The 19,963-nt window shown below is 54.6% G+C and carries 20 protein-coding genes; all 20 read left to right on the forward strand.

The genetic code is table 11. The annotated features are described in order from the left end of the window. Positions 1 to 3: 3 nt before the first annotated feature. Entirely contained in the window at positions 4 to 408 is a 405-nt protein-coding gene (flgC, locus tag AAGR08_RS06465) for a flagellar basal body rod protein FlgC (protein WP_097096828.1), read from the forward strand. A gap of 11 nt (positions 409 to 419) precedes the next feature. Then, on the forward strand, positions 420 to 1,118 hold the full coding sequence (locus tag AAGR08_RS06470; RefSeq protein ID WP_097096829.1) for a flagellar hook capping FlgD N-terminal domain-containing protein: 699 nt from the start codon (positions 420 to 422) through the stop codon (positions 1,116 to 1,118). 29 nt (positions 1,119 to 1,147) lie between these two features. Beyond that, on the forward strand, positions 1,148 to 2,383 hold the full coding sequence (gene flgE, locus AAGR08_RS06475) for a flagellar hook protein FlgE (protein ID WP_345829158.1): 1,236 nt from the start codon (positions 1,148 to 1,150) through the stop codon (positions 2,381 to 2,383). 11 nt (positions 2,384 to 2,394) lie between these two features. After that, a complete protein-coding gene (locus AAGR08_RS06480) occupies positions 2,395 to 3,132 on the forward strand; it encodes a flagellar basal body rod protein FlgF (protein ID WP_345829159.1) in 738 nt (245 codons plus the stop codon). A gap of 21 nt (positions 3,133 to 3,153) precedes the next feature. Continuing rightward, positions 3,154 to 3,936, forward strand: coding sequence for a flagellar basal-body rod protein FlgG (gene flgG / locus AAGR08_RS06485; RefSeq protein WP_097096832.1), 783 nt, complete (start codon positions 3,154 to 3,156; stop codon positions 3,934 to 3,936). 59 nt (positions 3,937 to 3,995) lie between these two features. Beyond that, positions 3,996 to 4,697, forward strand: a complete 702-nt coding sequence (gene flgH / locus AAGR08_RS06490) for a flagellar basal body L-ring protein FlgH (RefSeq protein ID WP_097096833.1) — start codon at positions 3,996 to 3,998, stop codon at positions 4,695 to 4,697. 7 nt (positions 4,698 to 4,704) lie between these two features. Continuing rightward, entirely contained in the window at positions 4,705 to 5,826 is a 1,122-nt protein-coding gene (locus AAGR08_RS06495) for a flagellar basal body P-ring protein FlgI (protein WP_097096834.1), read from the forward strand. Next, positions 5,826 to 6,761, forward strand: coding sequence for a flagellar assembly peptidoglycan hydrolase FlgJ (gene flgJ, locus AAGR08_RS06500; protein WP_345829162.1), 936 nt, complete (start codon positions 5,826 to 5,828; stop codon positions 6,759 to 6,761). The genes AAGR08_RS06495 and flgJ overlap by 1 nt, the downstream gene beginning before the upstream one ends. 105 nt (positions 6,762 to 6,866) lie before the next feature. Next, a complete protein-coding gene (gene flgK, locus AAGR08_RS06505; protein WP_345829163.1) occupies positions 6,867 to 8,501 on the forward strand; it encodes a flagellar hook-associated protein FlgK in 1,635 nt (544 codons plus the stop codon). A gap of 10 nt (positions 8,502 to 8,511) precedes the next feature. Beyond that, complete coding sequence (gene flgL, locus AAGR08_RS06510; RefSeq protein WP_097096837.1) at positions 8,512 to 9,405, forward strand: flagellar hook-associated protein FlgL; 894 nt, start codon at positions 8,512 to 8,514, stop codon at positions 9,403 to 9,405. Positions 9,406 to 9,482: 77 nt separating this feature from the next. Further along, positions 9,483 to 11,120, forward strand: a complete 1,638-nt coding sequence (locus AAGR08_RS06515) for a methyl-accepting chemotaxis protein (RefSeq protein WP_345829165.1) — start codon at positions 9,483 to 9,485, stop codon at positions 11,118 to 11,120. A 169-nt stretch (positions 11,121 to 11,289) separates the two neighbouring features. Continuing rightward, positions 11,290 to 12,021: an RNA polymerase sigma factor FliA gene (locus tag AAGR08_RS06520; protein ID WP_097097683.1), complete on the forward strand. Its 732-nt coding sequence runs from the start codon at positions 11,290 to 11,292 to the stop codon at positions 12,019 to 12,021. Positions 12,022 to 12,374: 353 nt separating this feature from the next. Then, positions 12,375 to 12,737, forward strand: a complete 363-nt coding sequence (gene flhD, locus AAGR08_RS06525) for a flagellar transcriptional regulator FlhD (RefSeq protein ID WP_097096839.1) — start codon at positions 12,375 to 12,377, stop codon at positions 12,735 to 12,737. After that, positions 12,730 to 13,308, forward strand: a complete 579-nt coding sequence (flhC, locus tag AAGR08_RS06530; protein ID WP_097096840.1) for a flagellar transcriptional regulator FlhC — start codon at positions 12,730 to 12,732, stop codon at positions 13,306 to 13,308. The genes flhD and flhC overlap by 8 nt, the downstream gene beginning before the upstream one ends. Before the next feature lie 83 nt (positions 13,309 to 13,391). Continuing rightward, on the forward strand, positions 13,392 to 14,291 hold the full coding sequence (gene motA / locus AAGR08_RS06535) for a flagellar motor stator protein MotA (protein ID WP_097096841.1): 900 nt from the start codon (positions 13,392 to 13,394) through the stop codon (positions 14,289 to 14,291). Continuing rightward, entirely contained in the window at positions 14,288 to 15,205 is a 918-nt protein-coding gene (gene motB, locus AAGR08_RS06540) for a flagellar motor protein MotB (protein ID WP_345829167.1), read from the forward strand. The genes motA and motB overlap by 4 nt, the downstream gene beginning before the upstream one ends. Continuing rightward, positions 15,192 to 17,123, forward strand: a complete 1,932-nt coding sequence (gene cheA / locus AAGR08_RS06545; RefSeq protein ID WP_097096843.1) for a chemotaxis protein CheA — start codon at positions 15,192 to 15,194, stop codon at positions 17,121 to 17,123. Before motB ends, cheA begins: the two co-directional genes overlap by 14 nt. A 47-nt stretch (positions 17,124 to 17,170) precedes the next feature. Further along, entirely contained in the window at positions 17,171 to 17,665 is a 495-nt protein-coding gene (locus AAGR08_RS06550; protein WP_097096844.1) for a chemotaxis protein CheW, read from the forward strand. 207 nt (positions 17,666 to 17,872) lie between these two features. Next, positions 17,873 to 18,832: an HTH-type transcriptional regulator Cbl gene (gene cbl, locus AAGR08_RS06555; protein WP_008109354.1), complete on the forward strand. Its 960-nt coding sequence runs from the start codon at positions 17,873 to 17,875 to the stop codon at positions 18,830 to 18,832. A 165-nt stretch (positions 18,833 to 18,997) separates the two neighbouring features. Continuing rightward, the gene (locus tag AAGR08_RS06560; RefSeq protein ID WP_345829170.1) at positions 18,998 to 19,840 is read left to right on the forward strand and encodes an oxidoreductase; all 843 of its coding nucleotides are present in this window, start codon (positions 18,998 to 19,000) and stop codon (positions 19,838 to 19,840) included. The last annotated feature ends 123 nt before the right edge of the window (positions 19,841 to 19,963 follow it).

The raw sequence follows: 19,963 nt of genomic DNA on the forward strand, positions 1-19,963 counted from the left end.
TCAGTGTCACTTTTCAGCATATTTGATATTTCCGGCTCAGCGATGGCGGCGCAGTCACAGCGCCTCAACGTTAGCGCCAGCAACATGGCGAACGCCGACAGCGTCGTCGGTCCAGACGGCCAGCCGTATCGCGCACGTCAGGTGGTGTTCTCGGTGGAGGCACAGGCCGGTCAGGATGTCGGCGGCGTGCGGGTGAGTGACGTTGTGGAGAGCAGCGCGCCGGATCGCATGGTGTATGAGCCGGGTAATCCGCTGGCCGACCAGCAGGGCTATGTGCGCATGCCCAACGTCAACGTGGTGGATGAGATGGTGAACACCATCTCCGCCTCACGCAGCTATCAAGCCAACGTAGAAGTGATGAACTCTGCTAAGAGCCTGATGCTGAAAACCTTAACCCTTGGCCAGTAAGGACTGAGCACATGGTTTCTGCAGTAAATAACAGCGTTAACTCAGCATCATCGGGCAACGGCAGCGCCGCCGCCGATTTATCCGACAGCTTTATGCAGCTGTTGGTGGCACAGATGCAAAATCAGGATCCCACCAATCCCATGGACAACAACCAGCTCACTTCACAGCTGGCACAGTTCAATACCGCAGCGGGCATCGAGAAGCTGAATACCGCAGCGCAAAATATGCAGCAGACGATGATTTCGCTGGGAAGCATGAATGCGGCGTCATGGGTTGGGCGTAGCGTGCTGATGGAAGGGGATCCTAAGGTGACCGTGGGCCGCAATAACGAAATTCTGCCGATCGCCGATACGAACGCGACGCCAGAGTCTCAAGACTTCAACTTCTACCTGAAGAACGATGCTGACACCGTCACCGTGACGCTGACCGATGCGGAAGGCAATGCCTACACCGCAGATCTGAAAAACGTTAAGGCGGGCACCAAGAAATTCAGCCTCGACGATCTGAAAGAATTCAAACCGGCTGAACCCGCGCCTGATACCGAGTACACCGTCACTTTCAGCGCCAAAAAAGGTGAGGACACCGTTGATGTCACTGGCCTGACGGCAGAAACGGTCGCGGGTGTGACCTTAACCGACGCAGGCCCGTACCTGCACCTGGTGGGTCGCGACGATATGGTTACGCTGGCCGATATTTTTGTCATCCAATAATAATCCCTCTTACTTTCTGGAATTTTATTATGAGTTTTTCTCAGGGCCTGAGCGGCCTTAATGCAGCATCTAAAGCGCTGGACGTGGTAGGCAACAACATCGCCAACTCCCAGACCGTTGGTTTTAAAGCCGGTTCGGTTTCATTTGCCGACATCTTCGCCGGTACCACCGGTTTGGGTGTGCAGGTTGCGGGCATCAACCAGGACTTCAACAGCGGCAGCCTCGCATCAACCGGACGCGATCTGGATATCGCGATCGATGGCAAAGGCTTTTTCCGTTTTGTGAACGAGGGCGGCAGCGTGTTCTACGGCCGTAACGGCCAGTTCAATACCGATGAAAAGGGCAACGTCATCAACAGTTCCGGCATGTACCTGACCGGCTACCAGGCCACGGGCACACCACCGAAAATTGAGCCAGGCGCGCCGATTGGCCCGATCCGCATTCCTACCGATGATATGCAGCCAGAAGCCTCAACCGCCGGCACGCTCACGGGCAATCTGAAAGCCGATGACGACAAGGTGATCACCAGCGCCTTTGATGCGGAAGATCCAAGCACCTATAACTTCGTCAGCCAGATCGAAGCCACCGACAGCCTGGGCAGCAAGCACACCGTCAAAGTCTATTTCGTCCAGACCTCGCCGGGTGAGTGGAAAGCCTATGCGGGTGATGAAACGTCACCCGTAATGACCGGTACCCCGCCAAAACCTAGCTATTCACAGATGCAGCTGAAGTTTGATGCCAGCGGCAACCTGATCCCTGGCACCACCGTCCCCGCTGGCGGCGTCATGACCGTTGCGGGTGCTGCGCTCAACGGCGCCAACCCACTTAATCTGCAGCTTGATTTAAAAGCGCTGACGAAAAATGCCAGCGACAGCCTGGTGAAACTCGGCGAAATCGATGGTCAGGCACCGGGTAAATACCAGAACTTTAAGATTGGCGATAACGGCGAAGTGGTTGCCACCTACAGCAACGGTAAACGTCAAACCGTGGCGCAGATCGTGCTGGCCGATTTCCCCAATACCAGCGGTTTGCAGTCGGAAGGTAACAACGTCTGGTCAGAATCATCGAGCTCAGGTCAGCCGTTCCTCGGCGCGTCCGGCACCGGCAGTTTTGGTGACGTCAACGGCAGCATGCTGGAGCAGTCGAATGTCGATATGGGCGCGGAGATGGTCAACATGATCGTTTATCAGCGTAACTACCAGTCGAACTCGCAAACCATTAAAACCCAGTCTGAGCTGTTGCAGACGCTGGTTAACCTGCGTTAAGGACGGCCTGAATGGATCGCGCAATATATACCGCCATGAGCGCCGCCAACGCCTCGCTCAATCGCCAGGCGGTTACCTCCAACAATCTGGCGAACAGCTCAACGGCCGGTTTCCGCGCGCAGCTGGCGGCGTTCCGCGCCGTTCCGGTGGCAGGCGAAAGCCTCAACACCCGTGCGCTGGTGGCGGAATCAACGCCGTTCCACGACGAGAGCATGGGTCCCATCACCCACACCGGACGCAACCTGGACGTGGCGCTGCCACAGAACGGTTGGCTGGCGGTGGAAATGCCGGACGGCAGCGAAGCCTATACCCGCAACGGCACCATTGAGGTGGATAACCAGGGCGCGCTGAGCGTCGGTGGTCGTCCACTGATGGGCGATGGCGCGGCGTTAACCGTGCCGCCGCAGTCGGAAGTGACCATTGGCGCGGACGGCACCATCTCCGCGCTGGGCGGCGGTGACGATGCCACCGCGCTGGTGCAGGTCGGCCGCCTGAAAATGGTCAATGCGGAAATGAGCAGCCTGCTGCACGGCGATGATGGCCTGTTCCGTTCCGCAGCGGCGGGCACCCTGGCGCAGGATGAGCAGCTGCGCCTCAGCCCCGAAGCACTGGAAGGCAGCAACGTCAGCCCGGTTAAGGCGATGGCAGAGATGATCGCTAACTCACGTGGCTTCGATATGAACATGAAAGTGATTCGTACCGCCGACGAAAATGCCCAAAAGGCTAACCAGTTACTGAGCGTCGGCTAAGCCGCGCCAAGGAGCATCAACATGATTCGTTCTTTATGGATCGCAAAAACCGGTCTGGAAGCACAGCAGACCAACATGGACGTTATCTCCAACAACCTGGCGAACGTGAATACCAACGGCTTTAAGCGTCAGCGTGCGGTATTTCAGGATCTGCTGTACCAAACCATGCGTCAGCCTGGCGCGCAGGCATCTGAAGGGAGTTCGCTGCCAAGCGGCCTGCAGCTTGGTACCGGCGTGCGTCCCGTCTCGACCCAGCGTGTTCACACGCAGGGCGGACTGAACCAGACCGGCAATGAGACCGATGTGGCGATCGAGGGTAAAGGTTTCTTCCAGGTGCAGTTGCCGGATGGCAGTACCGCTTACACCCGCGATGGCCATTTCGATAAAAATGAGAACGGCCAGCTGGTAAATGCCGAAGGCCACCCGGTGCAGCCGGGCATCACCGTACCGGCGGATGCCAAGAAACTGGAAATCAGCGCCGACGGTATTGTTAGCGCTACTGTGCCTGGCCAGGCGCAGCCACAGCAAATTGGTCAGCTGACGCTGGCGACCTTCGTCAATGACGCCGGTCTGGAGAGCATTGGCGGCAACCTGTATCGCGAAACCCAGTCATCCGGTGCGCCAAATGAGCTGAACCCGGGCCTGGAAGATGCCGGTACGTTGAAGCAGAGCTACATCGAAACCTCCAACGTCAACGTGGCCGAAGAGCTGGTGAACATGATTCAGGTTCAGCGCGCTTACGAGATCAACAGTAAAGCGGTATCCGCCTCGGATCAGATGCTGCAGCGTCTTTCTCAGCTGTAATTTCCCTCTCCGGGCGCGGCCTGCAACACCCGCCACGCCCGGACTATTACGACATTGAAATGAAAACTTCTTTCTATACCTTGCCGCCGGTTGCGGTCATCGCCTGTGCACTGCTGCTGAGCGGTTGCGCCCACATCATGCAGAAACCGCTGGTCACCGGCCCCACCTCGGCCGCGCCGACGCCGATGGCGACGACGGTCACCAGCGGTTCGCTGTTCCAGGCGGGCCAGTCGATGAATTATGGCTATCAGCCGATGTTTGAGGATCGCCGCCCGCGTAACGTCGGCGACACGCTGACGGTGCTGCTGCAGGAAAACGTCAGCGCCAGCAAAAGCTCTTCTGCCAGCGCCAATCGTGACGGCTCTGCCGGTGCGGGCCTCACCGCCTTGCCGGGTAAGCTCAAAGGCTGGCTGGGTAATGGCAAAGCAGATTTTGACGCCAGCGGCAGCAACGATTTCTCCGGTAAAGGCGGCGCGGCAGCGCGTAATACCTTCACCGGCACCATTACCGTTACGGTCAACCAGCTGTTGCCGAACGGCAATTTGCAAGTGGTGGGCGAAAAGCAGATCGCCATTAATCAGGGCACCGAGTTCATTCGTTTCTCTGGCGTGATTAACCCGCGCACCATCAGCGGCAATAACACCGTGCCATCGACCCAGGTGGCCGATGCGCGTATCGAATATGTCGGAAACGGCTATATCAACGAAGCGCAGAATATGGGCTGGCTGCAGCGCTTCTTCCTGAACCTTTCTCCATTCTGATACGGCAATGAAAAAAGAATCCCTGTTTGTATTTTTTAGCATCCTGCTCATCGCCTGTACGGTGATGCTGCCGGGTGCGGCGAAGGCAGAACGCGTGCGCGATCTGGCTACGGTGCAGGGCGTGCGTTCTAACGCCCTGATGGGCTACGGCCTGATTGTGGGTCTGGATGGCACGGGCGACCAGACCATGCAGGCGCCCTTTACCGGCCAAAGCCTGAATAACATGCTGTCGCAGCTCGGCATTACCGTGCCGCCGGGTACCAATATGCAGCTGAAAAACATCGCGGCGGTGATGGTGACGGCAGAGCTGCCACCGTTTGCTCGTTCCGGCGATAAGCTGGATATCGTGGTCTCTTCGCTGGGTAATGCGAAAAGTCTGCGCGGCGGAACGCTGCTGATGACGCCGCTGAAAGGCGCGGATAACCAAATCTACGCCATCGCACAGGGCAACGTGCTGATCTCCGGCGCGGGTGCTTCCGCAGGCGGCAGCCGCGTGCAGGTTAACCAGCTCAACGGCGGGCGCATCAGCTCGGGCGCCACGGTTGAGCGCGAAATACCCAATGATTTTGCCAGCCAGAACGTGGTGCGTTTGCAGCTGAATGAATCCGATTTCTCGCTGGCGCAACTGATCAGCGATGAGATCAACCGTCGCTATAACGGCGGCGCGGCCATTCCTGAAGATGCACGTACCATTCGCCTGTTTGCCCCGGCCACCGGCCCAGAGCGCGTACGCTTCCTTGCGGCGGTTCAGGATATTCCGGTACGCGTTAGCGTGCAGGATGCCAAAGTGATCGTAAATTCGCGCACCGGTTCGGTGGTGATGAACCGGCATGTTTCGCTGGATGCCTGCGCCGTGGCGCACGGTGCGCTGACGGTGGAAGTGACGCAAAACAATGTGGTCAGCCAGCCGGACACGCCGTTTGGCGGTGGGCAAACGGTGGTCACGCCGCAAACCGATATCTCGGTGCGTGATAACGGCGGTTCATTGCAAAGCGTACGCAGCAGCACCGATCTCAATACCGTGGTGCGCGCGCTGAACACGCTGGGTGCCACGCCGAATGAGCTGATGTCGATTCTTGAGGCGATGAAAAACGCCGGTTGCCTGCGGGCGAAACTGGAGATCAATTAATGGATGCGATGGATAAGTTTGATCGGCCAGCCTTTGATGTGCGCTCGCTGGATAAGCTGAAACGGGAGGCCGGGCGGCAGTCGCCCGGCGCCTTAAAAGCCGCGGCGCAGCAGATGGAGGGCATTTTCGTGCAGATGATGATGAAAAGCATGCGCGATGCCACGATCAAAGACGATCTGCTGCATAGCCAGTCGTCGGAGATGTTTACCGCCATGCACGATCAACAAGTTGCACAAAACATCGCCGAGGGAGGACAGCTCGGCTTTGCCGATCTTATCGTCCGCCAGCTCGGCGGTGAGAGTGAACAACATAACCTCAGCGCACCCGGCAGCGATCCGGTGTCACTGGCGGCAGGCAAGCCCACCGCCTTCGCGCGTGCCGCCACCGGACCGGTACGTTTACCGGCACCGGTATCATTTGGTAACCAGACCATCAGCGGCAACAACTTTATTGCCAAGCTGATGCGTCCGGCGCAGGCGGCCGCGCAGCAGAGTGGCGTGCATCCGCATCTGATTCTGGCGCAGGCCGCGCTGGAGTCGGGCTGGGGTCAGCGTGAAATTCCGGCCGCCGATGGCAGCCCAAGCCACAACCTGTTCGGCATTAAGGCGACCGGCGACTGGAAAGGTAAAACGGCTGAGATCACCACCACCGAATATATCAACGGCGTGAAGCAGAAAGTGAAAGCCGCCTTCCGCGTATATGACTCCTACGAACATGCGCTGGCAGATTACGCGAAGTTATTGACCAACAATCCACGCTACAGCCGTGTGGTGAATTCCACCACGGCGGAGCAGGGCGCGAAAGCGCTGCAGGCGGGCGGTTATGCCACCGATCCGGCCTACGCAACCAAACTCATCAATATTATTCAAAAGGTCAAAGGGGATATTCAGCAGGGCGTTTCAGCCTATAAAACTGACCTGGCGCAATTATTTTGAAGAAGGTGTTTTAGAGATTTTTACTATCACCGATGAGTTATATACCGACTGAATATTTTGGCCTGGCGGCAATTAGCAGGTCATCTTGATATCTACAGAGAACTTATGAATAACCTGTTTAATTTAGCGAAAAGTGGCTTGAATGTAGGTCAGTCCGCTTTAAATGTTGTGGGTAGCAACATGATTAATGCTACGTCGCAGAACTATAGTCGTCGTGAAATGATTATTGGGGAATCGGGTGGCCTCGCCACGGCGCAGGGTTTCTACGGCTACGGCGCCAGAGTGAACAATATTAGCCGTGTCTACGATGCGTTTACCAATACTCAGCTGCGGGATTCAGGCTCTAAACTTGGGGCGCTGGACGGACGTTATCAGCAGTTGGCCGATATCGATAACATGCTGGGCGATGTGTCGGACAACGTTTCGGTGTCACTGAACAACCTGTTTAAATCGATGGCAACGCTGAGCGGCGATGCCTCCGATGGCCCGGCACGCGCGGCGGTGTATAGCTCACTCGGCGTGTTAACACAGCGCTTTAACGAAAGCGGTAAGCGTCTGGATAATCTGGAAAAAAGCACCAACAGCCAGATCGATCTGAGCGTCAAAGATATTAATGCCTACACCCAACAGCTGGCGGAGATTAACAAGCAGCTGGAGCGCGTGCAGGCACAGAATGGCTCCGCGCCGGCCGATCTGCTGGATCAGCGTGATGCCCTGCTGGAATCGTTAGCTTTGCAGGTTGGCATTGATGTCACCGAGAATAAAATCACCGGCCGCGTTGACGTCACGCTGGCAGATGGTCGCCCGCTGGTGTTTGGTGAAGAGCAGTACAAACTCGCCACGTCCCCTTCGCCGAGCGATCCCAATAAAACCATTGTCTCTTACGTGAACAAAGAGGGTAAAAGCGAGGCGATTAACGAATCCAGCTTTACCAAAGGCCGCCTGTCGGGCTTGTTCAAGTTCCGTAATGAAGATCTGGAGCTGGCGCGCAACGAACTGGATCAAATTGCGTTCCAGATGGCCAGCCGCTTTAACGAACAGCATCGTCAGGGTTATACGCCAGCGGGCGACGCCGGTGGCGACCTGTTCAAGCTGCCCGATATGCAGGTCTTTGCCAATACGAAAAACACCGGCACGGGCAATCTCACCAATGGCAAAGTCACGGATTACACCAAAGTAAATGCTGAGGATTACAGTATCAGCTTTGACGGTAGCCAGTGGACAGTGACGGGTTCGGACGGACGCACCGTGCCAGCCACGCTCTCCGGCGATACCCTGGCCTTTGACGGCGTAGAGATTGATGTGCCGGCGGGTGCCGCTTCGGGCGACAGTTTTACGCTCAACCCGGTCGCCGGTGCCGCAACCGGCATTAGCCGTGCGCTGGCCAGCGCGCAAGACTTTGCCGCGTCCGACGCTAAGGATGGCGGCCCAAGCAATAACAACAACCTGGAAAAAATGCTGAAAATCCAGGACGAGAAACTGATTGGTAAAAGCACGCTGAGCGAAGCCTATTCCAGCCTGGTGGGCACCATCGGTTCCAACGCCCGCGCCGTGCAGTCGAATATGACGTCAGCCCAAATTGATGCCGACACCAAACTTGAAACCAAGCAGGCCTTCTCGGGTGTCGATCTGAATGAAGAAAACGTCAATATGACGATGTTCTTACAATATTACCAGGCGAGCGCGCAGATGTTGCAAACCGCAACGTCGTTACTCGACACCCTGTTAGCCATTAAATAAGGAAAATATAATGCGATTAAGTACGCTTTATATGTTTAAACAAAGCGCTGAAGGTATGTCGAAGCGCGTAAGTGATAATAATGATGTGCTGTTACGCCTTTCTAATATGAAATCATTATTGCGCGCCTCAGACGATCCGAGTGCTGCCACCAGCGCGGTAAAATCGCAGGATGCGCTGGCGAAGCAGGAGCTGTACAAAAATGTCCGTTCATCGACGCGTAATGCATTGCAGCATGAAGATAATATTTTAAGCGGCGTGGGCAATTTAATGACCACCAGCCTGACGGAAAAAATCGTTGCGGCGAAAAGCGATACTTACTCAGCAGAAGATCGCGCTGCGTTGGGGAAAGAGCTGCAGGGTATTCGTGCCAATCTGCTGGATCTGGCGAACAACCGCGACGGCAGCGGCCGCTACATCTTCTCCGGTTTTAAAACCGACAGTCCGGCTTTTGATAGCAGCGGCACCTATATCGGTGGTGGGGAAGCGCGCAAGCTGACGATTGCGGACGGCACCGAAATGACGGTGGGGCATTTGGGCAACGACGTGTTTGGCGATCTGTTCAAAGACCTGGATGGAGCAATCACCGAACTGTTGCGCGATCCCCTCGACCCGGATGCCATGCAGGCGGCGCTTAGCGTTGCGAGCAAAGCAGTCGATTCCGGCATTGATCGCCTGGGTAAAGCGCAGGCTGAGCTGGGGACTAATTTGCAGCAGATCGACGCATTAGATATGAATGGCGATACGATGATCAACGATCTAACCGTGCAGGTGCAGACGGCGATTGGTTCTGATTACGAAACCATGACCAGCCTGTTGATGGATTCCAAAATGTCGGAATTTTCCCTCACGGCTTCGATGATGGTATTCCAGTCAATGCAGAAGATGAATTTATTCAATAAATAATCGCTTCACTCCTTTATTCACTTTCCAGGACGTCTTACCGCCAGCCGTTTCTCTGCTGGCGGTAGAGAACACAAACTATGTTTAATAATTTGAAAATATATACCAGGTTGAGCCTGGTGATTGGCGTTTTCGCCATGACGCTAATGGGCGTGACGGCATTCACGACCTATAACACCTATATCAATAATCTTAACTTTAAACGTATTTTAGTGGCTGCAACTAATAGCGACCAGATGCGTGATGCCGCCTATAACATTAGCGCCGCGCAGGCGAATATTGGCGACATGATGATGATGGTGATGCGCGGTGAAACCGTTTCGCCGGAAACCGAAATGCTCACCAAAAATGTGCTGAAAATGTCTCTCGATGCCGTGGACGACTATATGGCTTCCCCGTTCAATAATGACCAGGAACAGCGGGCTGCCGCTGAAGTGAACAGCGCATTTAACGATCTTTATACGGCGGTGCAGGCGAATCTGGAAGCGGTGCATAGCTCGCGTGAATACCGTCATACGCCAGCGAACCTTCAGTCGCTGCGCAGCGCGCTGCGTGAAAAAATCAATCAGTTTAGCCTGATCGCTGACCAACACAGTGATGAAGCGGTGGCGACGGCAGAAGCGGACTATAACGCCATGATGGTGTTGGGCTGCACGGTGGTGGTGATTGCGCTGGTGATGTTGTTCATGGTGCGCTACTGGCTGCGCCGCGCGCTGGTGAAGCGCATGGATATGACGATTGATGTGCTGAAACGCGTGGGTTCTGGCGATCTCAGTAACGTCATTGAGCATGGCAATCGCGATGAAATTGGCGCCATGCTGGCCGAACTTGAAGCGATGCGCGCCTCTCTCAGCAGTACGATTTTCAGCATTCGTGAAGGCGTAGTGCGCATGCACACCAATTCACAAGAAATTGCCCAGGGCAATAACGATCTCTCTTCTCGCACCGAGGAGCAGGCCGCTGCGCTGCAGCAAACCGCCGCCAGCATGGAGCAGATCAAAACCACGGTACGGCAAAATGCCGACAACGCCTATGCCGCACGCCAGCTGGCGGAAAGCGCCAGCAGCAATGCGCAGCAGGGTGGTGAATCGATGCAAAACCTTGAGCAGATCATGGTGCAAATTACCGATAGCTCGCGTCAGATCGCCGACATCAACGGCGTCATCGACAGCATTGCCAACCAAACTAATATTCTGGCGCTGAACGCTGCGGTTGAAGCGGCACGCGCGGGTGAGCAGGGGCGTGGATTTGCCGTCGTGGCCGAAGAAGTGCGTAATCTGGCGAAACGCAGTGCCGAAGCGGCCAAAGAGATCAATACGCTGATCAATACCTGCGTAAGCAATATGGATAGCGGCTCACGTCAGGTGAATCAGGCGAGCGTAGTGATGCAGGATATCGTCACGTCCGTGGCGCAGGTGCGCCAGATTATGGGTGAAATTACCTCCGCATCCGATGAGCAGAGCGCCGGAATCAATCAGATTTCCCAGGCCGTCAACGAAATGGATCTGGTGACGCAGCAGAACGCCGCGATGGTGGAAGAAGCGGCGATGGCGGCAGGTGAGCTGGAAGCGCATTCTGACGAGCTGGAAAAACTGGTGGCGCAATTTGCGCTTGGTGAACGCGTTACCAGTCAGCACGATTTGCTGCCGATGAAAATGCACGCGCCACGTTTACACGCGAAGCCAGATAATAACCACGCCCAGTGGGAAACCTTTTAATTTATTCAAAGGCGATAAATAGCCGCACCTATTGGCGCTTTCTCAACGTAATTACGCAAACAGGCTAATTAAGTACCGGAAAGCGCCATGTTATAAAGCCTTATTGCACTATTTGAAAAGGCGTTTTCACCGGATAATTCTCACTGAGAATATGGGGTGGAAAAGTAACGTGAACGGTATTTATACAGCCGAAGGGCTGGAAGATAAAACAGCGCTGTGGTCGAAATACCACTATCTGGTACGGCAGGAAGCTTTACGCTTACAAAAGCGATTGCCGGCCAGTGTCGAGCTGGACGATCTTATTCAGGCTGGTGCCATCGGTTTTTTAGGTGCTGTTGAAACGTTCGACCCAAAGAAAGGCGTCACGCTCAGCGCCTGGATAATACAACGCGTGCGCTGGTCATTAATGGATGAATTACGTGAACGTGATTGGGTGCCGCGTCGCGTCAGAACCCATTCACGTGAAATGGTTGCCATTATTCGTGAAATAGAACAAGAGCAGGGGCGTGAAGCCAGCGAGCTGGATATTGCTGAGCGCATGGGCATTTCTCTCAACGAATTTCATCAAATGCTGGCCGATACCAATACCAGCCAAATGTATTCGATAGAAGAGTTGCAGGAAATGTCTCCGGATGCCTGGGAAACATCAACCGACGAACATGAATCGCTCAATCCGCTATATGAAACCATTCAGAATAAGCTGGTGGAGAGTATTGCTGAGCATATTCGTTTTTTTCCGGAGCGCGAGCAGCGTATCCTGCAGTTCTATTATCAACAAGATCTTAACATGAAAGAGATTGCCTTGATTCTTGGCGTGACGGAAACGCGCGTTAGTCAGTTGCATAGTCTGGCAATTAAACGCTTACGCAGCAGGATGGATGATACCTCGTTCGAGGTATGAAGCCAGGGTGTTAATAATGTTAACAGCGGTTAAAATAGAGGCTTAATATTAACGCATAAGGTTTAAGAACGTTTAACAGCTCAATAATCATAGTTTAATCATAAGGTTAGTGAATAACATCGGATTAGGCCTGTTTTCGGCTGATTGCCAGGAATAATCCTAGAAGTTATGCTTTTTCCACTTTCCGATGAGGTGGTTTTCATTAGTCTGGAATATGGGTTATCCACTCTACACATTGGTGTGAAATAAATGTGAACGAGCGGTGTTGCAGAGATGCGAATTTCCAGCTGATACCAATGATCACCTTTTTGATTTTACCTGTTTATGATTAATAAACTTTGAGGTGTTACTCAGTGTCTAATTTCGATGAATATCTTCAACACATCCATGATATCAATTTGTCATATCTACTGCTTGCTCAGCAGATAATCCGTCAGGATAAGTTTGCTGCTGGTTTCCGCCTGGGATTATCCGAGGGAACTATGGATAACTTAAAAGAGTTGTCCCTGCCGCAGTTAATGAAGTTGGCGGCAACCAATCAATTTATATGCCGACTTCGTGTTGATGATGAAGTGGTCATCGAAAACCTAACCAAGGATTCACGTATAGAAGCACTGCAGCAAATTCATACTGGCATCATTCTTTCAACCAATTTGCTTAATTCACTCAGTGAAGCACCGGCAGAAGTTGCAGAGCGAGGTGTCTGGAATGTGTGAGAAAAGCCTGCTGCAAGAAGTACACGAAGTAAATATTGCGATGGAGCTGATTACCCTCGGCGCGCGTATGCAGATTCTGGAAACGGAAACCTCATTAAGCCGTCGTCGCCTGTTGCGCTTATATAAAGAGTTACGCGGTTGCCCGCCACCGAAAGGGATGCTGCCGTTCTCAGAAGACTGGTTTATGTCCTGGGAACAAAATATACATTCGTCGATGTTTTATAACATCTACCTCTATTTAAAAAGTACCGAGAAGGCACCGTCCATCCAGACGCTGATGAAAACGTATCGTTTATATCTGGAACAGTGCCCATCACGAGAGGGTGATAAACCGGTACTGGGGCTGACGCGTGCCTGGACATTATTACGCTTTATTGATTGCGGCATTATTTCGCGTAAAGCCTGCAGCGTATGTCAGGGCGGTTTTATTGTGACCACGGAGTTTATCAAAAATCCGTTCACGTGCAGTTTGTGTAGTCCGCCATCGCGTGCATTTAAGAAGTCTCAGGTGAATTTTGCTAGCGAGTCGAGCCCGCTGGCTGCCAGCAACTTTATGTTGGTAAACGCCTGATCCCCTGACAGGTGCGGCTAACAAGATGGCAAGTAGCCGGCGTGGTTTTACCGCGCCGGAGATAAAATCAGAAAGGAGAAGTTGTGTTAGTTATCATTGGCTATCTTGTGGTTATCTTCACTGTCTTTGGTGGTTTTGTGCTCTCCGGCGGTGAACTTGCCGCCCTGTTCCAGCCGCTAGAACTGCTGATTATTGGTGGTGCTGGCGTTGGCGCCTTCATTGTTGGTAACAACGTTAAATCCCTCAAATCTACCGGTCGCGCGGTTGCCAGGCTCTTCGTAGGTCGACGTTATAACAAAGCGGTCTACATGGATCTGATGGCGATGCTGTTTTTGCTGCTGACCAAAAGCCGCGTGCATGGCCTGATGACGCTGGAGAAGGATATTGAAGATCCGCAGAACAGCGAGATTCTCAGCGCCTATCCACGTCTGATGAGCGATCCGATGCTCAGCAACTTCGTCATGGACTACTTCCGCCTGATGATTGGCGGCAGCATGAATTCGCATGAGATCGAAGCGTTGATGGACGAAGAGATCGAAACCTGTGAAGAGGAGCTGGAAGTCCCGGCGCAGAGCCTGAATAACGTCGGCGATGCGTTTCCGGCTTTTGGTATTGTCGCGGCGGTAATGGGCGTGGTGAACGCGCTGGCCGCAGCCGATCGTCCTGCTGCTGAGCTGGGCATGCTGATTGCCCACGCGCTGGTGGGGACCTTCCTCGGTATTCTGATTGCTTACGGCTTTGTTCTGCCGCTGGCCACGCTGCTGCGCCAGAAAAGTAGCGATCAGGTGAAGATTTTGCAGTGCATCAAAGTCACGCTGCTCTCCAGCCTGAACGGTTACGCGCCGCAGATTGCGGTGGAATTTGGCCGTAAGACCATTTACACCAGCGAACGTCCCTCTTTTGAAGAGCTGGAAGAGCACGTGCGCGAAGTGAAATCGAACGCCAGCCTGAAATCCAAACCCTCGGATGCAGCTGCCGCATGAAAAAAGATACGCCGATTATTGTCCGCAAGCGCAAGAAGCATAAACACGCGCACCATGGCGGCACCTGGAAGATCGCTTACGCCGACTTTATGACCGCCATGATGGCGTTCTTTTTAGTGATGTGGCTGCTGTCGCAATCCGATCCCACGCAGCGTGAGCAGATAGCCGATTACTTTCGCGTGCCGTTAAAACCCGCCCTGGCGCAAGGCAATAAAACCAGCCTGAGCGACAGCGTGATCCCCGGCGGCGGTGACGATCTGGTTAAAAAAGATGGCGAAGTCTTTAAAAAGCAAATGGATGCGGTGAGCCGCCAGCAGGCGCTGGAAAGTCTGCGACAGGCGAAGAAAAAGCTGCAGCAGATGATTCAAACCGATCCGCGGCTGAACAACTTCAAATCCAATATTTTGCTCACCCTTACCAACGATGGGCTACTGATCCAGATTACCGATTCGCAAAATCGACCGATGTTTAAGATTGGTAGCGAAATACCGGAATCCTATATGAACGGCATCCTGCAAGCGCTGGTGCCGTTGCTGAATGAGCTGCCTAACAAGATCAGTCTGACCGGTCACACCGATTCACTGCCGTATTCGGGCGGCGTCGGCGGCTATAGCAATTGGGAGCTCTCCACCGGCCGTGCCAATGCGGTTCGTCGTGTGCTGGTGAGCGCCGGATTGAGTGATGAACGCTTCCTGCGCGTCATCGGCAATGCCAGCCACTTGCCGTTAGAGGATGTGGCACCAGACGATCCGCGCAATCGCCGCATCAGTATTCTGGTGTTGAGCCGCAGTAAAGAGCAGGCGATCCGTAGCGAAACCCGCAGCGTGCAGCCGGTATCCGAGGTGCCGGAAATGGCAGAAATTAACGGCGCTCAGCTGAAAGAGGTTCAGGGTTACACCGATGGACGTGAATGATTTTTCGCAGATTTTCTTCAGTGAGGCGGAAGAGCTGCTGGCGGATATGGAGCAGCATCTGCTCCAGCTGGATCTGGCTTCGCCGGACAAAGAGCAGCTTAACGCGATTTTCCGCGCGGCCCACTCGCTGAAAGGCGGCGCGGGCACGTTTGGCTTCAGTGCGCTGCAGCAAACCACTCATCTACTGGAAAACCTGCTGGACGAGGCGCGCAGCGGCAAACTGATGCTCAACCGTAACCACATTAACCTGTTTCTGGAAAGTAAAGACATTATGCAAGCGCAGCTGGAAGCGTATCAGTCTTCGCAGGAGCCCGATGAGGCGAGTTTTCACTATATTTGTCAGGCGCTGCGTGAGATTGCCTTGCTGGAGCAGGGCGAGCCGGTAACGCCACCCGCAGCGGCGGTGGTCGCTGCCAGCCCCGTTCCGGCGCAGAGCGGTGATGAATCGCTTTTACGCGTTACCCTCAGCGCGGTTGAGCCGCGTGAACAGACACTGCTTCGTGAAGAGCTGCAGCATCTTGGCACAATCATGCAGGTGGAAAGCCTCGGCAACAGCATGACCGTGGATCTGCTCACCAGCGTCACCGCCGAGGAGATCTCTGCGGTGCTCTGCTTTGTGCTGGACGACACGCAGATCCTGATTGAATCGACAGCGGCAGCGGAAGTGAGCGCGCCAGCGCCCGTTATCGCACCGCCTCCGGTGGTGGCAGAAAAACCTGCGCCAGCAGTTGCTGCCGCTGCGCCGCGTGCGGCGAATCAGGAATCAAGCAGCATTCGCGTGGCGGTCAGTAAAGTTGACCAGATCATCAATCAGGTTGGCGAGCTGATCATCACCCAGGCGATGTTGTCACAGCTCACCAATTCGCTCGAGCCCGGCAGCTACGACAGGTTGCAAAACTGCGTGGCGCAGATGGAGCGGAATACGCGTGAGCTGCAGGAATCGGTGATGTCGATCCGCATGATGCCGATGGATTACGTGTTCAGTCGCTTCCCGCGCCTGGTGCACGATTTGGGCTCGCGCCTCAATAAGCAGGTGGAGTTGACGCTAAAAGGCGGATCGGCCGAACTGGATAAGAGCCTGATTGAACGCATTATCGATCCGCTGACGCATCTGGTGCGTAACAGTCTTGATCACGGTATCGAATCTCCCGAAGAACGTCTGGCGAAAGGCAAACCGGCGTGCGGCAATTTAACGCTTTCGGCGGAACATCACGGTGGCAACATCGTGATAAAAGTGACGGACGACGGTGCTGGCCTGAACCGTGAAAAAATCCTCGCTAAGGCGCGCTCGCAAGGGATGAACGTCAGCGAGACGATCAGTGATGACGACGTGTGGATGCTGATTTTTGCTGCCGGTTTCTCTACCGCCGAAAGCGTCACCGATGTCTCAGGACGCGGGGTGGGCATGGACGTGGTGCGGCGAAATATTCTGGCGATGGGCGGCCATGTGGATATTCACTCCCGCACCGGAGAAGGCAGCACGATCAGCATTTTCCTGCCGCTGACGCTGGCGATTCTCGACGGCATGCTGGTGAAAGTGGCCGATGAAATCTATGTGCTGCCGCTGGGCGCCGTCATGGAATCCCTGCAGCCGAAAGAAGAGATGATCTGCCGCTTTGTCGGTGAAGAGCGCCTATTGCAGGTGCGCGGTGAGTATCTGCCGCTGGTGCTGTTGCGTCAGCGCTTCGCGGTCAATGGCGACGCGCACAGCGACGATGGCATTGTGGTGATTGTGCAGAGCGCGGGCGTCCGCTATGCGCTGTGGGTCGATCAACTACTCGGCCAGCAACAGGTGGTGGTGAAAAACCTTGAGCAGAACTACCGCAAAGTGAAAGGCGTATCGGCCGCGACGATTCTTGGTGACGGCAGCGTGGCACTGATTCTGGATGTGGTTGAGCTTTCGACCCTTAACGATTAGCAGCAAACGCTCGCGCGCCAACGCGCGGGTGTGGAAGGAGTTTTAGCATGTCAGTTTCCCTGGCCAACAAAGACGCCGTGGCGCAAGAGTATTTAGTTTTCCGTCTCGGCGACGAAGAGTATGGCATTGATATTCTCAAGGTACAGGAGATACGCGGTTGCGATCGCGCCACGCGTATCCCCAACTCGCCAGATTTTATTACCGGCGTGACCAATCTGCGCGGCGTCATCGTGCCCATCATCGATTTACGTTTGCGTTTTCATTTGCCCGTTACGGAAGATGATAAAGACACGGTGGTGATTGTCCTGAACTTTGGCGATCGCATTGTGGGCATCGTGGTGGATGGCGTGGTGGACGTGCTATCACTGGAAGCCGATCAGATCAGACCTACACCCGACTTCACCTCGGTGCTTTCCAGTGATTATCTGCTGGGCCTTGGCGTGATCGACACCCGCATGATCATCCTGGTTAACATTGGTAAACTGCTGAGTCGCGAAGAGATGGAATTGATGGATTCCCTCGTCGACGGCCAGCCACGCTAAGTCACACGTTCATTACTTACGCTGTAGCGGCGCAATTTATGGCGCAATGCCGTGCGCCGCTACCCTGCGTAATGCCTGTCAGCTATTCAGCTCCCATCGCCTTCCCTTATTACTATTCCGCATAACACACCGTTTTTTATTATTTGTTGCAATCACACCAACTTCATAACATGGGCGAAACAGGGGCAGGAATCAGGAGAAAAGGGTGTGAATTTCCAGCAACTTAAAATTATACGTGAAGCGGCCCGTTGCGAGTTCAACCTGACTGAAGTGGCGAATACGCTGTTTACTTCCCAATCCGGGGTAAGCCGCCATATTCGCGATCTGGAAGATGAGCTGGGCGTGGAAATTTTTATTCGTCGTGGCAAGCGACTCCTCGGCATGACCGAGCCGGGCAAAGCGTTGTTGACCATTGCTGAACGCATCCTTGATGAAGCGGGCAAAGTACGCCGCTTAGCGGATGTGTTTACCAATGAAACCAGCGGCGTGCTGACTATCGCTACCACCCATACCCAGGCGCGTTACAGTTTGCCGCGCGTGATTAAAGCGTTTCGACAGCTCTATCCGAACGTGCGTCTCGAGCTGAATCAGGGGTCGCCGCAGGAGATTGTCGCTATGCTGCTGGCCGGTGAAGCCGATATCGGTATTGCCTCCGAGCAGTTGGTGAACAACAGCAGCCTTGCGGCGTTTCCCTGGTTCAGCTGGCATCACTCGCTGCTGGTGCCGCACGATCACGAGCTGCTGCAGCATCAGCCGGTGACGCTTGCCAGCCTTAGCCGCTATCCGCTGATCACCTATCGTCAGGGCATTACCGGCCGTTCGCGCGTCGATCGTGCCTTCCAGGCGGCAGGACTCAGGCCGGATATCGTGCTCAGCGCGCAGGATTCCGACGTGGTGAAAACCTACGTTGAGCTGGGCCTTGGCGTGGGTATTCTCGCCGATCAGGCGTGTGATATTTACGAAGGCGAAGATCTGGTAAAAATCGATACGCACCATCTTTTCGATGCTAATACCGTATGGCTGGGACTGAAGCGCGGACAACTACAGCGCAACTACGTGTGGCAGTTCCTCGAGCTGTGTAATGCTAATCTGTCGCTGGAGGAGATCAAACGTCAGGCGCTCTCTTACGAAACCGAGAACGAACCGGCCATCGATTTCCAGATCTGATTGTACTTTTCCCTCACCCTCTCCGGCTGGCTGGAGAGGGAACCAAGTCCTGCGGCCTGTTCATGGCGCACGCATCGCTAATCACCCTTGACCGGGTTTGCCATAGTTACTCTCTTTGCCCGGTGAGGTTTCATTGGGCCTATTCACATTGAAGGGGACGTTACTATGGCTTCAGCAACTACGCCAGTTTGGTTCATTTCAGGCTGTTCAACCGGTTTTGGTCGCGAACTGGCGCAGCAGACCATTGCGCGCGGCTTCAACACGGTTGTTACCGCACGTGATGTATCAAAAGTGCAGGATTTAGTGAGCGGACACGATAACGCGCTGGCTCTGGCGCTGGATGTCACCGATCAGGCCAGCATCGAACAGGCCGTGAACGCAGCGCTGGCGAAATTCGGTAGCGTTGATGTGCTGGTTAATAACGCCGGTTACGGGTATCAAAGTTCGGTGGAAGAGGGTGAAGAGAAAGAGATTCGCGCCCAGTTTGATGCCAACGTGTTTGGCCTGTTCGCGCTAACCCGCGCGGTGCTGCCTGCCATGCGCAAAGCGCGCAGCGGCCATATCATCAATATCACCTCGGTCGCTGGTTTTATTGGCTTCGCCAGCTCGGGCTACTATTCGGCGAGCAAACATGCGGTGGAAGGGTGGTCTGACTCGCTGGCGCTAGAAACCGCACCGCTGGGCATTCACGTTACCTGCGTCGAACCTGGCCCGTTCCGCACCGATTGGGCCGGACGCTCGCTGCATCAAACCCCCAGCAAGCTGCCGGAATATGCTGAAACCGCAGCAGCGCGCATGAAATCTACCTCGGAATACAGCGGCACCCAGGCGGGCGATCCGGCTCGTGCAGCCAGTGCGATGATCGCCATCACCGAACACGCCAATCCACCGCGCCATCTGGTGATGGGCGCATGGGGTTACGACGCGGTGACCAATAAATTGAAAGAGCGCCTGACGCAGATCGAAGCGTGGAAACAAACCTCGATTGAGACGGATTTTCCATCGTAAACAGATCTCTGTGTTGCTTGTAGGGTGCGCATTTATGCGCACCTGGTAATGTGGTCGCCATGAATGGCGACCTTACGGTTTTCCAGATACATACAACCTGTCCAGTTCCCATTTCATGGGATT

Source organism: Pantoea sp. BRR-3P (genome assembly GCF_039621635.1).
Classification (GTDB): domain Bacteria; phylum Pseudomonadota; class Gammaproteobacteria; order Enterobacterales; family Enterobacteriaceae; genus Pantoea; species Pantoea floridensis.

Bases quoted from the DNA above. Each gene is read 5' to 3' on its own strand.
- flgJ (WP_345829162.1), top strand. From the start codon at position 5,826: ATGGATGCGATGGATAAGTTTGATCGGCCAGCCTTTGATGTGCGCTCG.
- flhC (WP_097096840.1), top strand. From the start codon at position 12,730: ATGTGTGAGAAAAGCCTGCTGCAAGAAGTACACGAAGTAAATATTGCG.
- flgE (WP_345829158.1), top strand. From the start codon at position 1,148: ATGAGTTTTTCTCAGGGCCTGAGCGGCCTTAATGCAGCATCTAAAGCG.
- motB (WP_345829167.1), top strand. From the start codon at position 14,288: ATGAAAAAAGATACGCCGATTATTGTCCGCAAGCGCAAGAAGCATAAA.
- AAGR08_RS06515 (WP_345829165.1), top strand. From the start codon at position 9,483: ATGTTTAATAATTTGAAAATATATACCAGGTTGAGCCTGGTGATTGGC.
- cheA (WP_097096843.1), top strand. From the start codon at position 15,192: ATGGACGTGAATGATTTTTCGCAGATTTTCTTCAGTGAGGCGGAAGAG.
- AAGR08_RS06495 (WP_097096834.1), top strand. From the start codon at position 4,705: ATGAAAAAAGAATCCCTGTTTGTATTTTTTAGCATCCTGCTCATCGCC.
- flgG (WP_097096832.1), top strand. From the start codon at position 3,154: ATGATTCGTTCTTTATGGATCGCAAAAACCGGTCTGGAAGCACAGCAG.
- flgK (WP_345829163.1), top strand. From the start codon at position 6,867: ATGAATAACCTGTTTAATTTAGCGAAAAGTGGCTTGAATGTAGGTCAG.
- AAGR08_RS06470 (WP_097096829.1), top strand. From the start codon at position 420: ATGGTTTCTGCAGTAAATAACAGCGTTAACTCAGCATCATCGGGCAAC.
- AAGR08_RS06480 (WP_345829159.1), top strand. From the start codon at position 2,395: ATGGATCGCGCAATATATACCGCCATGAGCGCCGCCAACGCCTCGCTC.
- AAGR08_RS06550 (WP_097096844.1), top strand. From the start codon at position 17,171: ATGTCAGTTTCCCTGGCCAACAAAGACGCCGTGGCGCAAGAGTATTTA.
- flgH (WP_097096833.1), top strand. From the start codon at position 3,996: ATGAAAACTTCTTTCTATACCTTGCCGCCGGTTGCGGTCATCGCCTGT.
- AAGR08_RS06560 (WP_345829170.1), top strand. From the start codon at position 18,998: ATGGCTTCAGCAACTACGCCAGTTTGGTTCATTTCAGGCTGTTCAACC.
- flgL (WP_097096837.1), top strand. From the start codon at position 8,512: ATGCGATTAAGTACGCTTTATATGTTTAAACAAAGCGCTGAAGGTATG.